We start from the raw sequence: 15975 nt of genomic DNA on the forward strand, positions 1-15975 counted from the left end.
TATAGGAAAGTATATCGAATCAGCCTCTTTGTAACAAGCGCCCATTTCCCCCTTAGATAATTTCCCCCATCCCCCTCATACATGTCCAATTGTATTCATATGATGAAATATCAAGAAAGTGGACTCTTTCGATTTGATTTAACAGCTTAATGTTTTTAATGCATTCATCACGTCGTGAAAACGGAGGGGAAAAATGAAAGTACAATTGAAGTATACCGTCTTTTTGGTTTTAACCACCATTTTTGTCATCCTTTATTTATCGAATCATAAACAGACAGAGGAAACCATCATTTTTTTTCCCATCGATTCCTCGCTCCATTTTGAATATGCCTCCACCCATCTGACACCGAAGGGTACCGGGGATTCCACCTATACCATCACTTGGAGGGTGGAGTCTACTTTGGACCAGCATGCTTACTTACGCCAGGACGTATCGCTTTTATACAAAAATGGAAAACTGGCAGGAGCTTTAAAAAATTGGCGCCAAAATAAACAAGAACTCTCTCAAAAAGCAAAATCTAAAGAATCCGAGAGCGGGCGTTATGAAGCGGTAACGTTTCATTATGCCGAAGTTCATCCGAGTGACACAATTTTCACCAGTGCCCAGCAGCTCAGTAAAGATAAACTGTATACAGTAACGACACCGGTTTTTCAATTTTTCCACCGTCCCCTTTCAAAAGAACAGGTTCAGTGGAAAAAAACGCTGGACGGCTTGACAGATCAAACGGTTCGAAATGGTTTGGAGAAAGCTGGTCAAGCTTTTCAGGTTAATCTGGAACAATACAATGTCATCTCTTTAACAGATCTGCCCTCAAAGAAAAATCAATGGCTTGCTGCCTTTCCCCAATTCAAACGGGAGGAAATCGTGGGAAAACTATGGGAAGGACTTTACAAAAATTATGTGTTGGGAATAAAAAAGGAGGATGGATCCACTGTGACTCCACAAGGTAGCACCACCCCCCTATTGCTTATGGCGAAGAATCATAGTGAAATACTTGTCTTGTTTACCCTGAAAGACGGTACCCCAATCATGTTGCGTCAAAAGTTGTTATAGTTGCTTTTCAATTTCCGCCAGAAGTTTAGTGTATGACTTATTATCCGGGGCAAGCTCAATGGCCTTATCAGCTTGCTCCTTAGCTTGATCGAATGATTCGAGATTCATGTAGACTAAGGCAAGGTTGTAATGGGCTTCATGCAAATCAGGATTACTTTCAATCGCTTTTTCATAATAATCCCTTGCTTTGTATATGTCCTTTTTATCAAAAGATAAATTTCCCAGCATAAAAAGCGATAGTGGTGCTTCAGGATTTGCATTCACATATTTGAATAGCATCTCTTCCGCTTTGTCCTCTTCATCATCATCTATATACTTTTGGGCCATTATGGCCATGGTATTATCATCTATAGCTGCACTTTCCTGATGATTGAAACCAAATTGCAGCAGGGCATAGGTCAGTATTACCGTGCCTATCAGAAAAGCCAGCTGCCGAAAGATATTCTTGGATTTCGGCAGGTGGACCACTCCAGCAGCCAGGAACCCTCCGATCAAACCTCCGATATGCCCTGCATTATCAATTCCCGAAACGGTGAAACCATATATTAAGTTAATGATGATCAACACAATCACCGATGAGCCCATCGAGCGCATGAATAATTTAGGATAGACGATGCCAAAGTACAGAAGTGCCCCAAAACAGCCAAAAATGGCTCCGCTCGCACCTGCGGATAGATTCGGGGTCATGATGAAGCTTCCTAAAGTTCCAGCGAAACCAGCGAATATATAGATGATAAGGAACCTGGCATTCCCATAAATCCTTTCAACTTCAGCACCGATTAAATACAATGAAAATGTATTCATCAGTAAATGAATGAACCCAATATGGACGATCATCGGTGTAAAGAACCGCCACCATTCCCCTTGTATGATATAAGGGGAAAATTTAGCACCAAACTCGATCAAAGTTTTGGAATTGGTGCTGCCCCCATTAAACTCCATCAAGATGAATACAGCTATTTGTATCGCCATGAATATATATGTAAAGAATGGCTTATTGGCATTTTGAAATACCTTTTGCTCTGCCTTAGCCTTTTTGACTGACTCCGAGATGGCGGCCTTCTTTACTGCGAGGACCTTTTCCTCATCTATTTCATTTTCTTCAGGAATTTGAATTGAAAGTGGCTTTTTCAAAACAAGTTCAAGGTTTCGCAACGAATCATGAAAGTTTTCACTCGTTAGAAGGAACGTGTTAACATTCGATTTTTTAAAGGAAGCCACCCGTGAGCTAAATTCATGATCATCCACCGGGGCGAATTCACTAACATAGATACTTAATATGTTTATGGGCTTCTTGTATAATTTCCTTCTGATCCTTTCCCCATTCTGCAATGTTCGTTCGATATCGCGTTTCAGCCAATTAGCCCAATCCAAATCATGTCGAATGAGTCTTATGACTGGAAACTCCTTATTCTTATCGCTCTCAAGCCAAATCTCCTGATGGTTTTCCGTGACAGTGATCATTCGATAATCATAATGGGCAGACAACTCCCTTATGGTTTCCCAAAACAAATAATCCTCTTTAAATCCCAATGCCTTCCCCACTTTCCAATGAAACTTAAGCTTTTAAAATTCCTGTTTCTTTAATTAAAACTATAGACGAAAACATGTAAAAAGTAAAAAAGGAGACTGTTAAATTCCACTCCCCCCTATCTTTATAAATAAAAAAGGAACCCCTGATCAGGTTCCTTTTTAAGATGCCGGCATCCTCATTTAGTCTGAGTGAACATGCTTTGCATCATTTTATCCCTGAACATTGGCATATCCAAGGATTTAGTCACTAGAAATCTTCTCAGTATGCCGTTGGACAGCGCAACATTTATCAGGCGGTACCGGTTTTGGTAACCTGCATAAACAACTAAACCTACCAAGAAGATTTGAATAATTAATCGAAGCATAACAATCCCTCCTATCAATAGTTTGATACAGGACAGGATTTTTATGAGCTAAAAGTGATAATTAATAAACTTCTTCTTAATGGGCATAAGTGCGTATAACCCTGGATGGGGTAATGAGTTTGCCGACCGCTATATCATGTACCTCTATCGGGAGTTCATCCATTAATTGAAGCTCGTATGTAAGGGCCAATGTATTTCCCCGGTAATAGGATAGGAAACGGTCATAATAGCCCCCTCCAAAGCCTAGGCGATACCCTTCCTTGGTAAAAGCAAGACCGGGTACGATCAATGCATCCAAATCCTCTTTGCGAGCCTTGGCTGTATCAGCCACAGGTTCTAGCAATCCGTAATAAACAGACTCCAGCTGATTGAAGGACGAGATTTTTTTGAATTCCATTGTCTTTTTTTCAGGATCACATTTTGGTACAGCCACTTCTTTTCCTTCATTCCATGCTTGTTCGATGATCCGTACCGTTGGAACTTCAGGCGGGATGGAGATGGTGATGCCAATTGTTTCAGCTCTTTTCCATTCCTCCAGTGAAAATAGGTTTTCAGCGATTCTGTTCGATAGTTCCTCATGTTCTTCTTTAGTCAGCTCCATTAAACGGGACCTGACTTCTTGACGGAGCTTATTCTTTTTTTCTCTCATCTCTTCCGACTCCTTTAGTCTACTTCTATCATTATCTCATAATATTTGTTCATTTTCGAAAATACCGTGTCGGAAATTGCCGAATCATTAGTGCTTTCTGAAAATATTCACTAAAGGGAAGTGAGATAGAAGGAATTAAAAAAATGAATAAAAAAAACAACAGGAAAAATCCTGTTGCTTACTTTGTTTCACGGTGAGTCGTGCTGCGTTTTTCTCTTGAGCAGTATTTTTTAAGCTCAAGACGGTCTGGATTGTTACGTTTATTTTTTTTAGAAATATAGTTACGGTCTCCACATTCAGTGCAAGCTAATGTAATATTCACGCGCATTGTGTATTTCCCTCCAAACATATTGACATTTTCACATAGGACTTTTCTATAATAGCATTATTCAATGCGAATTGCTAGTATGTTTTTTGGGAAATCCAACATTTACTTTTTTGAATTCTTAATTGTTCACGTTTTGCATCGTCAGGAGGAGCTGATTATTTATAACTTTCGCTTCTTCTTTCGTTTCAGCATGAATGACCCAAGCCACGGCTTCCACACATTCTTTCGGTAAGATTTCCGTCTCTAACGTAAACACGCTGGTCACTTCCCCTTTGGCGAGCGGTGAATAAGCCAGGAGCCCTTCTTTCAATGATTTGAAGCATCCCTCTTGATAAAGGCTTCCCTTACCTTGGATGCAATATTGAGAGATGCTTTTTCCTTTCACAAATCCACCCAATAAGGCAATCGATTGAGGGGCTACATGTAAAATCGCCCGTTCATTCGGACTGTAAAAGGCTACTGCCTGCCTTTCGAAAGCGTTTTCATAGTGAAAAAACACTTTAGGGCGCTTAGTCTCGAATGAGGTATTCCTAATCGTGAACTTCGAAAAGGTCACCTTCCCCTGGGTATATGTTTGTGAAAGTGTCCGGATCTCTCCATTAGGATGACTCATCATATCTTCCTCAGGATACCAATCAAAACTCTCATCCATCCATAGTCCAACCTTTAGTCCCTTGCGAAATATATCCTGGTTATCCTGCGGCATATACGCGAATAGCGAATTCATAATAATCATCCCTTCCCCTTTATTTATCCTTATATAACTTATCGTTAGGCGCTGACAGTGAAACAATCCACTATAGAATCTGCACACCATTTTCTTATAGGTCAACCGATTTTTAACTATTCATAATATTTTGTTTTTTCTATTTATTCTATCTTTATGTTAGCACTGAATTGGCTTATGGACAATAAACACTTTTTGTCGAATTTTATGTATGTTATCTCTCAAAGGTTTTTTTCCCATTTTAATACCTATTTTTTTTTCTTCAACGACGGTCATAAGGCATTTCGACAATATTATTTAAAAAACAGGCAATAAATGAAGGATAAGGCCCACTTAGAATAGGAAAATCTCCATTTTTTTAAAAATATGTGTAAAATATAAGTATATTGTCGAAATTTATCATCTGAGGTGAAAACATGGAAATACTTATCATCCTTCTTTTTTCATTAGCGATCGTCCTTCTCATCATTTCCTTTTTCGGTAAAGATAAAGTTGCCAAATTAGAAGAAGATTTAGAACAGATGACACTAACGTATATGCAGGATATTTATCAATTAAAGATGAAGGTGAAGATTCTTGAAGAGGAATTCGTTATCCAGGACGACATTGTTCCCCCTGTAAAGGATAAATCACCTGTCAATCCCAACGATATCGAACCCATTCATGAAATTCTAAAAAGCCAGGTTCTATCTTTATATAGTCAAGGTCTCTCTTTGGACCAGATCGCTAGACAATCCTCGTTGACGAAGGAACAAACCATAACAGTGATCGAGCAGCAAAGAGTGCGGGGTGAATGAAAATGAACAAAGCAGGACTGCAAGGTCTTTCCGCCGGTATGATTTTTACCACAACAATCTTTGCTGGCTTTTATTATGGCACCGGATTATCCGCAGGCACTTCCCCTACTGCTGAGGAAGCTAAGGAATTGCTCGTGAAGAAGGGATTCGTCGTTACACTCCCTATGGAGGAAGTTAAAGAGAACGTCCAACCAAAGGATCCGGATAAGGATTCAATGGAGAAAGAGGCTTCGAAAAAAGACCCTTCCATCGTCACCTATACAATTAAAGTGAAAACGAATATGACCACAACCGAAATTGCCGATAGCCTTTACAAAGAAAAAATCATCGATGATGCTGCTGAATTCGAAGCTTACATGAATGACCGGGATTTCTCAAAAAAAATACAAATCGGCGAGTTTGTTGTTACTAATAATATGTCATATAGACAATTGGCCAATACTTTGACCCATTAATGAATAAGAGAGACTTTTAAATGGACGATGTCCGAGAAAAAGCCTCTCTTTTTTAAATTAGGAAGGGTTCATTCATTCCTGCCAATATATCTCCCTCTTACCAGAAAATAAATGTTTTCAGCTATATTCGTTGTATGGTCAGCCGTTCTTTCTAAATAACGGGCAATTAAAGACAGTTGTGTGATCTGCTGAAGGTTTTTTTCATCTGAAAGTCGAAGGAGACTTCGAATCATCTCTCCATAAAAGCGATCGACCTCATCGTCCATTTCAATGATTTCTCTTGAAAGAACAACATCTTCCTTCTCGAATGCATCTATCGAAAGTTCAATCATCTTTAATGTAATATCATGCATCTGCTTTAATGGTGTTAATGGCAGAATAAATGGCTGGTCACCGATTCGGATGGCTGATTTAGCGATATTCACGCCAAAGTCCGCCATCCTTTCAATATCTGAAGCTATTTTTATGGCAGCAATGATACGCCTTAAATCAATCGCAACCGGCTGCTGCTTAGCAATCAGCAAAATTGCAAAGTCATTAATTTCCTCTTCTAGTAAATCAGCTATTGTATCATCATCAATAACTTCAAGAGCCTCTTCAACATTCTTGTTTTCCAGTGCGGTAAATGATTTTGATATCGCACCTGAAGCTAAATTAGCCAACTTCACTATTTTCTCTTGCAATTCTTTTAATTGAAGCTCAAAATTTTCACGAACAACCATTGTCGCATCTCCTTTTCATTAACCAAAACGTCCGGTAATATAATCTTCTGTTCTTTTATCATTCGGATTAGAGAAGATGGTGTTTGTATCAGTATATTCGATGACTTCCCCATTTAAGAAGAAGGCCGTTCTATCAGAAATACGCGCAGCCTGCTGCATGTTATGGGTAACGATGATGATGCTGAAATCCTTTTTCAGTTCTTGAACCAGTTCTTCTATTTTCAAGGTGGATATCGGATCAAGGGCAGAAGTCGGTTCATCCATTAAAATGACATCTGGTTCGATTGCCAAACATCTGGCAATACAAAGGCGCTGTTGCTGTCCACCTGAAAGTCCATATGCATTTTCATGCAGACGGTCTTTCACTTCATCCCAAATGGCTGCTCCTTTTAAACTCTTTTCAACGATCTCATCAAGAATTTTTTTATTTTTAATTCCATGGATCTTTGGTCCGTATACAACATTTTCATAAATTGATTTAGGAAAGGGATTAGGCTTTTGGAAGACCATCCCCACCTGTGTCCTTAAATCTTCCACCTTATAGGACTGATCGAGGATATTTCTGTTCCTATATTTAATCTGGCCTGTCGTTTTCACATCCGGAACTAGCTCAATCATTCGGTTCAATGTTTTGATGTAGGTAGATTTCCCACATCCTGAAGGCCCGATAATGGCGGTCACTTCATTTTGATACATATCCAGGTTAATATTTTTTAAAGCATGGTTTTCACCGTACCATAAATTGAGATCTGACGTTTCATACACCGTTTCTTTTAAGAAAACGGAATCTGCATTTGCATTTTCTATTCCAACTGTTGGAGCCTTTTTGGGTCCCGTTAATGTCATATTCATTCTTTCCTTCCTCCAATCAGTATCTTTTCTGGAATTTGTTACGGATTATGACAGCTATCGAATTCATTAAAATTAACAGAGCAAGTAAAACGATGATACCTGCAGCCGCAACCTGCTGGAATTCTTCCTGTGGCCGGGATGTCCAGTTATAGATTTGCATCGGTAGCACCGTAAATGTATCCATGACCGATTGCGGTAAAAAGGCGATGAACAACGGGATACCAACCACCACTAATGGTGCCGTTTCCCCAATCGCCCGGGATAAAGCGAGTATTCCACCTGTCAAAATACCAGGTATCGCAGCTGGAAGAACCACTTTCAAAATCGTCTGCCATTTTGTTGCACCCATTCCATAAGAAGCTTCCCTTAAATCACGCGGTACAGAACGTATGGCTTCCTGAGCTGCAACAATGATGACGGGCAAGACGAGTAGACTCATCGTCAAACCTGCTGCCAACACTGAGCGATCCAAGGCTAGAGCCCTAACAAAAACCGTCAAACCGAGCAATCCAAATACAATTGACGGAACACCTGCCAGGTTTGATATATTCAACTTTATAAAAGATGTGATCCAATTCTTTCGTGCATATTCCTCTAAATAAATCGCCGTTCCCACACCGAGAAGAAGGGAAACTGGGGTAACGACGGCCATTAACCATATCGAACCGATAAGAGCTGCCTTTACACCAGCCTCTTCCGGTCTCCTAGAAGCGAAATTCTGGAAGAAATCAAAATTTAAATGACCAATTCCTTGAGTCAATATCCGATAAAATAAGATGGCCAATACCAGAAGGCCAAATAAAGTTGCTAAGAAGAATAAGCCTTTACATATCGTGTTAACCGCCAGCCGAGTGGGCATTTTTTTTACAACATGATTTTTGTTTATCAGTTTCATGTTTTAATATTCCTCCCTGAACTTGCGGGAGATGAACTGCGCCAATAAATTCATAATAAGCGTAAAGACGAACAGTGTCATTCCAACCGCATATATGCTGTAGTAAATCGTTGTCCCATACCCTGCGTCTCCAGTACTCACCTGTACGATATAGGCAGTCATCGTTTGAATAGAATTTGTGACGTCCATACTCATACTTGGAGTCGATCCACCTGCGACACTTACGATCATGGTCTCTCCAATAGCTCTGGATAAAGCCAGGACAATTGAAGCAACGATACCGGACATAGCCGCTGGTAATACCACTTTAATCGTCGTTTCCAGTTTCGTAGCACCAAGAGCATACGCACCTTCACGAATCGATTTCGGTACTGAGACAAGTGCATCTTCCGATAAAGAGGCAATCATCGGCATGATCATGATTCCTACCACAATCCCAGGACTTAAAGCATTGAACATGTCAAGGGAAGGGAATATATCCCGCAATACTGGCGTTACAAAGGTTAAGGCAAAGAAGCCGTAAACGATAGTAGGGATTCCAGCTAAAACTTCTAAAATCGGCTTAATGATTCTCCGTGTTTTCTCAGATGCATATTCACTCAAGAAAATGGCGGTTGCAAGACCTATCGGAACTGCAACTATCGCCGCTATTACCGTTACCTTTAATGTTCCAACAACAAGTGGCATAACCCCAAAGGAAGGCGTGGATGCAAAGGGTAACCATTTATGTCCTGTTAAAAACTCCACGATGGACACTTTCTCAAAAAATATAAAAGTTTCAAAAATCAACGTAAGGACTATCCCAATGGTTATAAATACAGAAATCACTGCTGTAAGGAACAACAGCTTAGGAATGATTTTCTCTATATTCCATCTTTTTTTGCTTTTTTTTTCTAGAATCAATCGCTGTACAGAATAGGTATCTGTTTGTTTCGGTTCCAACATGTATCCTCCATTCAGACACGCAATATTAAGGGGCTACCCAATCCCTCTATTTATAAGAAGAGATTGGGCAGCCTGTTAAATAGATTATTTTTTTAGTTCATTCAATTTTTCAAGATCCTTCTTGTACTCTTCTTCAGGTAAGCTGACGTAGCCTACTTCTTCAGAAAGCTCTCCAGCATTTTCAATGACGAATTGAGTATAATCAGCCACTTGTTCCTTTTCAGCTACACTTTTATTGGATACATATGTGTACAGAGGACGAGACAGTGGTGCATACTCTCCGCTTTTAATCGTTTCATGGGTAGGCTCAACAGCACCCTTACCATTATCAATTGATACAACTTTTAATTTATCCTTATTTTCTGCATAGTAAGCAAATCCGAAGAAACCAATCGCATTTTTGTCACCTTCGACCCCTTGTACAAGAACGTTATCATCTTCAGAAAGAGTCGCATTTTCGACCATTGGTTTTTCCTCTAAAATAACTTCGTTGAAATAATCGTATGTGCCAGAATCAGTTCCCGGAGAGTAAAATTTAATTTCTTCCTTCGGCCATTCCGGACGTATATCAGACCATTTCTTCACTGAGCCATTGTCAACCCAAAGCTTTTTTAGTTCGTCAACTGTCATTTTATCGATGAACTCATTATCTTTATTGACAACGATAGAAATACCATCAAACGCAAGTTTCATTTCTGTATACTTAACTCCCTTTTCATCAAGTAACGCACTTTCTTCGTCTTTGACTGGTCGGGACGCATTACTTAGATCCGTTTCACCAGCGATGAATTTTTTAAATCCGCCACCTGTTCCCGATGATCCTACAGATACTTTAACATCAGGTTGTTCCGCCATATATTCTTCAGCAACTGCCTCCATGATTGGAAACACAGTCGATGAACCATCCATAATCACTTCGCCCTTGAGTTGATCTGAAGCCGTTTCATTTCCTTTACCGCTGTTTGTAGTATCATTAGATCCACATCCAGCTGCCACTGCGATTACTCCACCCATTACTGCAGTCATTGCCATAAATTTGAAACGTCTCATTTGTATATCCCCCTAAGAATTTTGTATGAATATTTTGTCCTACTATCACATCATACTTTCAGACTGTAAATTCCGTTTAAAGCAATTGTAAATGTTCAGTAAATAATTGTTTATATATTGTAAAGGTAGTCAGAAAGTAATTAACAACAGTTTTTCCACTTTAATCACTCTCTTATTTTGTGCCCAGTGGCTGTTTACATGAGCGGAAAATTACTCCAACTCCTACTGAAGTGATTATAAGTCTTTTTCATAAGGGGAAAGTGCAAAGGTCGTCGAGGCATACTGATAGCATGACACCACTGAGCAATTTTACTTTATGACAAAAAAACACGTTTTCGGTTTTACCCAAAAACGTGTTTTAACCTTTTATTCATTTTCCTGGCTTTTCCTAACTTCAGCCTGATCCTTTTGAACGTCTTTACCATTCTCCACTTTCAAATCAGTCGAGGGTTCGGTATTTTCCTTATCCTTTTTAGCCCGTTCTTTTTTCAGTTCGAAATAAGTATCCATAATCTCTTCACCTATCTCTTTACTCATGCTGTGGCCTGTATGTCCTTGGTATGCCCACGGTACAACGACCGCAAAAGCTACCTCCGGATTTTTGGCTGGGGCATAGCCAACAAGCGTGATGTTCATCGTATCTTGGGGCTCGCTATAATCCAACCGGTTCGGGCCGTCATAGAATGCTTGCGCCGTCCCGGTTTTAGCTGCCACTGTATACGATTTATTCCCAAAATACTTATAAGCCGTTCCGCCTTGTTCCATCGCCACTTTATCGAAACCGCTCTGAACACGTTCAATCCACTCTTCCTTCATATCAAGACGATTAAGGACAGTCGGTGAAACATCTTCTGCAACAGGTCCCAATTCCTCGTTATTATCAACTGGATCGCGGATTTCCTTGACCATATGCGGCTTCATGCGGTTACCGCCATTCGCAATGGCTGAAACATATTGCACGAGCTGCATGGGTGTGTACGTATCATACTGTCCGATAGCCAGGTCAAGCAGCTTACCTGGAGATGTTTCGGAACCTTTGAACCCGCTCATTTCATTCGGGAGATCAATCCCCGTGCGGACACCCAAGCCAAACTGGGCAAATGAATTCCGCATGGTCGAAAAGGCACTGGAACTAACATTCAATGGCTCATTCGGCACATAATGCGCACCTGCAATATTAATTGCCGTTCTGAACATATAAACGTTCGAAGAAACCTTCAATGCTGTCAAATCATTTATGTTCCCGAAGTTACTATATGAACCTTTGGGCTTTGTACCTTTGATTTTCAACTTCGTATCATAAAAGTACGTACCCGGCTGGATCGCACCTTGCTGATAACCGGTTAAAACGGTAGCGCCTTTTACAGAGGAGCCCATCGTATAGGAAGTCGTGATATTCCCTAATGCAAAGTCCTCTATGGAAGATTTCCCTGTTTTCGGATCCTTCTCATATTTCTTGCCGGCCATCGTTAAAACTTCCCCTGTATAAGGATCCATCATAACGACAAAGGCCCTGTCCAAGAATTTGGTGTTACCCATTTTTTTCTTGGCGATCAATTGCTTTTCAATGATTTCCTCTGTTGCAAGCTGTAAATCCATATCTATTGTCAATATAAGATCTTTTCCTCGCGAACCTTCGGTAACCACTTCGGAATCGACGACATTTCCTGATTTATCGGTCACATTCCTTACTTTCGCTTTCTGCCCTTGGAGGATATCTTCATATTGCGCCTCAATATAACTCTTACCTACACGGTCATTCCGGCTGTAATCACGTGCAAGGTAGTAGTTCAGGCTTTCACTGGGCAACCCTTCTTCAGATGAGGAAACTTTACCCAATACAGATTTAAGTGTTTTATTATATGTATAAAAACGATCCCAATCTGTAGATACATCGACCCCTGGGAGAGAATCAAGGTTTTCACTCACCTTGGCGAATTCTTCTTTTGTTACTTTCTTGTTTTTCACAATTTGCGGGGTAAGGGCATATCCGCTTGCAAATTCCCTGTAGATGGCAAGGACTTCCAGATCTTTTTCCGAAAGCTTTGTTTCTTCTTCAGTAATCCGATCAAGCTGAAGCTTATACAAATCACTTTCTTCCATCTCGCCCTCTTCCACTTTTTTCCGTTCTTTATCCGTAATCTTTTTCTCGGCCAGCTTTGGATTTTTCAAAATCCAAAAATCCTTTTTATCGCGCTCAGTCACTTTGTCTGTTTCCTTTTCGATCAACTTCGCGAGTTTCTCGGCCGTTTCCACCATTTCCGTTTGTTTCGTACCTTGCTTTCGTGTATATGTAATTGCATCCAGTGGTTGGTTATCGACCATCATTTTTAAATTCCGGTCATACATTTTCCCACGGGGCACCGAATTATTCACGGTCACTTCCTCTGTTCTTTCAATCTCACGCCGGTAATCATCACCATAAACAATCTGTACAACACCCAAGCGTAAAATTAAAGCGGAAAACAAAACAAACACTAAAAAGAAAAGAATATTCAATCTGAAAGGCACATGCGTCTTTTTCTTTTTCTTTTTATTCACACTAAGCCACACATCCTTTTTACATAGTCATAATAGGTCCTATACTATTCTATAGAACATTTATATTTTTTTCTACCTTAGTGTTCTAGAAATATTAAACAACTAACGAACTTTACATAAAAAGTGACTTACGGCTCATAAATCCTAAAACCGTAAGTCATGTACATTGAAAAGAGGCCGCTAAGGCCTCTTTTCAATCTTGGTCAATGATATCGATTTTCCGTACAAACCAATATATCACGGTATGCCCTGCACCGACGATTAACAGATAAATCGGCAGTAATTGCTCTAGGTCGAATAACATGACGGAAATTATGAATCCTGAAATGGATACAATCCTTCCAATATGAACGAACAGTTCCCTGACAACGATATATTCAATCCTCATTTCCGCTGCTTTCCAAGCGCGGCCTATAATGTCATAAGTCAATGATATATAAGGTACCAAAAGAATTGGATAAGCGGTAGCGACAATTGCCCCATAAATGAGAAGCTTCCCGAATGTGATATCAAATGCAATCAATAAGACCCCTGCATACAACAGGATTCCTCCAATAAGAATTGCTTTTTTTCGCATCGGCTGTTTTATATACCGTGAAGCTAAAAAATACGCAACGAATGATATGGCCGAATTTAACAGTCCATAGCTCCCTAATGCAAGTTCACTTTCCGTCTGAATGAAAACGATAATCGAAATGATGAACATGAATGTGCCCTCTCGTATCCCTTGAAAAAAGTGAGCACGAGTAATCAAGAGCCAATTCCGATTATTTTTCCGTTCCTGCAATATCCGAAGGAAACAGTATCTGCCATGCGCTGGACGTCTTTTTAACGAAAAGCTAAGAAACACCGCAACGGAAAACAAAAGCAAAGACAATCCGAATACAATGGAATAACCCGTGAATTTTTCTAGCCTCGAAATGATGAACCCTGAAAGAATCGGACCGACCATTCCCCCAAATGATGATAGAATCCCTAAAAAACCATTGAAGAAATCTCTTGTTTCCGGTTCAGTTATTTCAAAAGTCAATACATTATAGGCAAGCCAATAAAACCCATAACCGATTCCTAACAGTCCTCCAAGCAACCAAAGGAATTCTGTAGCCCGTGTGCCGACCAATAGGACTGATAAATAAAATAGGGCCAAAAAGATAACACCCAGACGCAAAACAATGATTCGATCAACCTTTTTCGCCAGCCTGCCAGCAAAGACAAAAGTCAGCGGTTGAAATAGCACCACGGTTAGATTATACACGGCAATATCAACAATTTGACCGGATTGTTTCCACAAGTACACATTAACGAATGTATTGGATAAAGCAATACTTAGGCTGTACAGCCCGCCAATAAACAAAAGGAGGTGCAGATCCTTCTTCCCTCCCGCTTCACCCAACCATCTCTCTAAAATACCCATTGTTTTAACTCTCCTTTAAATTCCACTCTAGTGTTTGAAAAAACAAAAGAATTTATGTGAAAAAAGGTAAAGAAAACTCTTCGATTGGCGAAGACAGAGAAGTAGTTGCACTTACACTGTTTTCCTTTTGAACTTGAAAAAAATAAACAGTGTAAAGAAAACTCTTCGATTGGCGAAGACGAAGGGGATGTTCATGAATTTGGAGTGTTTACTCGTGAATTTCGGGCTTTTACTCGTGATTTTGTGTGTTACTCGTGAATTCGGGCTTTTACTCGTGAGTTTTGAGTGTTTACTCGTGAATTCGGGCTTTTACTCGTGAGTTTTGAGTGTTTACTCGTGATTTTGAAGATTTTATTCGTGAGTTTCGAGATTTCACTCAGGAATTTGAGCGTTTACTCGTGAGTTTTGAGTGTTTACTCGTGAATTTCGGGCTTTTACTCGTGAGTTTTGAGTGTTTACTCGTGAATTCGGGGCGTTTACTCGTGAGTTTTGAGTGTTTACTCGTGAATTTGTGCGTTTCTCTTATATTTGCAGCTTTTACTGCTGAATTTCTTGCACTTCTTTTGGCGAACAGCAATACGAGTTGCCTTTATATTGTTTTTCATTAATTTTCCCTTTCGGATAAAAGAAACGAAAAAAAAAGACAGGATTCCTTTTCACATAAGGAATCCTGTCTTTTTTAATTACAAATTATTTTGCAGCACTGTAACGTTTTGCAACTTCATCCCAGTTTACAACATTCCAGAAAGAATTGATGTATTCAGGACGGCGGTTTTGGTAGTTTAAGTAGTATGCATGCTCCCAAACGTCCAATCCAAGAAGCGGTGTTTTACCTTCTGATAATGGATTGTCTTGGTTCGGTGTACTAGTTACTTCTAACTCGCCATTGTTGACTGCAAGCCAAGCCCAGCCAGATCCAAAACGAGTAGTAGCCGCTTTAGCAAACTCTTCTTTAAAGCTGTCAAAGCTTCCGAATTTTGAAGTGATAGCATCCGCTAATTCACCAGTTGGTTGTCCGCCGCCGTTAGGTGAAAGGATTTCCCAGAATAAAGAGTGGTTAGCATGTCCGCCACCATTGTTGCGTACAGCTGTACGAACAGCTTCAGGTACTGCATCAAGGTTAGCGACGATTTCTTCAACGCTTTTGCTTAGAAGTTCTTGGTTGCCTTCTAGCGCATTGTTCAGGTTTGTCACATATGTGTTGTGATGTTTAGTGTGATGAATGTTCATTGTTTCTTTGTCGATGTGCGGTTCTAATGCATCATATGCATACGGTAATTGCGGAAGTTCAAAAGCCATAATAAAATTCCTCCCTATGTAAGCTGTTTTTTTGAGGGCTTCAGTTCTCGAAAGATACCTAAAGCTCGCTAGAAATAGAGTATCAAATTTTTGTAACCGTTTCAAACCTTATGCCTCAAATTTTCATTTTTCGATTATATTTCCTATGAGAATACCACGAATATAAAATATCCAATCATCAGAAGTTGAATGATGCCTTTTGTGATTACGCTGCTTATAAAGCCTATAACGGAACCAAGGCCGATTTTTGAAGCAGTGACCGGGTCTTTTTCGCGGCGACGTACGTGCCGGTCGGGCCGTCGGGTCCCAGCTGTGCCATGCGCACGATGATCTCGGCGCCCTCCTCGAC

At 40.1% G+C, this 15975-nt stretch carries 16 protein-coding genes and 1 pseudogene; 3 read left to right on the forward strand and 14 right to left on the reverse strand.

The window, feature by feature from the left end:
* Positions 1 to 193 precede the first annotated feature (193 nt).
* Complete coding sequence (locus ACFVSH_RS07765) at positions 194 to 1054, forward strand: hypothetical protein (protein WP_387705469.1); 861 nt, start codon at positions 194 to 196, stop codon at positions 1052 to 1054.
* Here the strand turns inward: ACFVSH_RS07765 and ACFVSH_RS07770 are convergent.
* From ACFVSH_RS07770 to ACFVSH_RS07790, 5 genes are all read right to left on the reverse strand, one after another.
* Positions 1049 to 2587, reverse strand: a complete 1539-nt coding sequence (locus ACFVSH_RS07770) for a rhomboid family intramembrane serine protease (RefSeq protein WP_387597957.1) — start codon at positions 2585 to 2587, stop codon at positions 1049 to 1051. The genes ACFVSH_RS07765 and ACFVSH_RS07770 overlap by 6 nt on opposite strands.
* A 176-nt stretch (positions 2588 to 2763) precedes the next feature.
* Positions 2764 to 2952 (reverse strand): hypothetical protein, encoded by a 189-nt coding sequence (locus ACFVSH_RS07775; protein ID WP_063233052.1) that lies wholly within the window; start codon positions 2950 to 2952, stop codon positions 2764 to 2766.
* A 76-nt stretch (positions 2953 to 3028) separates the two neighbouring features.
* On the reverse strand, positions 3029 to 3601 hold the full coding sequence (locus tag ACFVSH_RS07780; protein WP_387705471.1) for a 5-formyltetrahydrofolate cyclo-ligase: 573 nt from the start codon (positions 3599 to 3601) through the stop codon (positions 3029 to 3031).
* Positions 3602 to 3779: 178 nt separating this feature from the next.
* Positions 3780 to 3929, reverse strand: a complete 150-nt coding sequence (gene rpmG, locus ACFVSH_RS07785) for a 50S ribosomal protein L33 (RefSeq protein WP_028391797.1) — start codon at positions 3927 to 3929, stop codon at positions 3780 to 3782.
* 118 nt (positions 3930 to 4047) lie between these two features.
* Complete coding sequence (locus tag ACFVSH_RS07790; RefSeq protein ID WP_387597963.1) at positions 4048 to 4656, reverse strand: hypothetical protein; 609 nt, start codon at positions 4654 to 4656, stop codon at positions 4048 to 4050.
* Positions 4657 to 5072: 416 nt separating this feature from the next.
* Here ACFVSH_RS07790 and ACFVSH_RS07795 point away from each other — a divergent pair, with 416 nt between their 5' ends.
* A complete protein-coding gene (locus ACFVSH_RS07795; protein WP_387597966.1) occupies positions 5073 to 5453 on the forward strand; it encodes a hypothetical protein in 381 nt (126 codons plus the stop codon).
* 2 nt (positions 5454 to 5455) lie between these two features.
* Positions 5456 to 5908 (forward strand): hypothetical protein, encoded by a 453-nt coding sequence (locus tag ACFVSH_RS07800; RefSeq protein WP_387705473.1) that lies wholly within the window; start codon positions 5456 to 5458, stop codon positions 5906 to 5908.
* Between the two features lie 68 nt (positions 5909 to 5976).
* On the opposite strand, the gene phoU is transcribed toward ACFVSH_RS07800, so the two are convergent.
* From phoU to ACFVSH_RS07845, 9 genes and pseudogenes are all read right to left on the reverse strand, one after another.
* Positions 5977 to 6630: a phosphate signaling complex protein PhoU gene (gene phoU / locus ACFVSH_RS07805; RefSeq protein ID WP_098187187.1), complete on the reverse strand. Its 654-nt coding sequence runs from the start codon at positions 6628 to 6630 to the stop codon at positions 5977 to 5979.
* Between the two features lie 18 nt (positions 6631 to 6648).
* A complete protein-coding gene (gene pstB, locus ACFVSH_RS07810; RefSeq protein ID WP_387597975.1) occupies positions 6649 to 7482 on the reverse strand; it encodes a phosphate ABC transporter ATP-binding protein PstB in 834 nt (277 codons plus the stop codon).
* Positions 7483 to 7498: 16 nt separating this feature from the next.
* Entirely contained in the window at positions 7499 to 8377 is an 879-nt protein-coding gene (pstA, locus tag ACFVSH_RS07815; protein ID WP_387597978.1) for a phosphate ABC transporter permease PstA, read from the reverse strand.
* Between the two features lie 3 nt (positions 8378 to 8380).
* Positions 8381 to 9319, reverse strand: a complete 939-nt coding sequence (gene pstC, locus ACFVSH_RS07820) for a phosphate ABC transporter permease subunit PstC (protein WP_377332255.1) — start codon at positions 9317 to 9319, stop codon at positions 8381 to 8383.
* A gap of 87 nt (positions 9320 to 9406) precedes the next feature.
* Positions 9407 to 10372: a PstS family phosphate ABC transporter substrate-binding protein gene (locus ACFVSH_RS07825; RefSeq protein WP_098369797.1), complete on the reverse strand. Its 966-nt coding sequence runs from the start codon at positions 10370 to 10372 to the stop codon at positions 9407 to 9409.
* Between the two features lie 366 nt (positions 10373 to 10738).
* Positions 10739 to 12913: a peptidoglycan D,D-transpeptidase FtsI family protein gene (locus ACFVSH_RS07830; protein ID WP_387705475.1), complete on the reverse strand. Its 2175-nt coding sequence runs from the start codon at positions 12911 to 12913 to the stop codon at positions 10739 to 10741.
* Positions 12914 to 13106: 193 nt separating this feature from the next.
* Positions 13107 to 14327, reverse strand: a complete 1221-nt coding sequence (locus tag ACFVSH_RS07835; RefSeq protein WP_387597987.1) for an MFS transporter — start codon at positions 14325 to 14327, stop codon at positions 13107 to 13109.
* 690 nt (positions 14328 to 15017) lie between these two features.
* Positions 15018 to 15626: a superoxide dismutase SodA gene (gene sodA / locus ACFVSH_RS07840; protein ID WP_053346971.1), complete on the reverse strand. Its 609-nt coding sequence runs from the start codon at positions 15624 to 15626 to the stop codon at positions 15018 to 15020.
* 143 nt (positions 15627 to 15769) lie between these two features.
* A pseudogene (locus ACFVSH_RS07845) lies at positions 15770 to 15975 on the reverse strand (hypothetical protein); the annotation flags it as partial.

It is taken from the genome of Peribacillus sp. NPDC058002 (assembly GCF_042886655.1).
Lineage (GTDB): Bacteria > Bacillota > Bacilli > Bacillales > DSM-1321 > Peribacillus > Peribacillus aracenensis.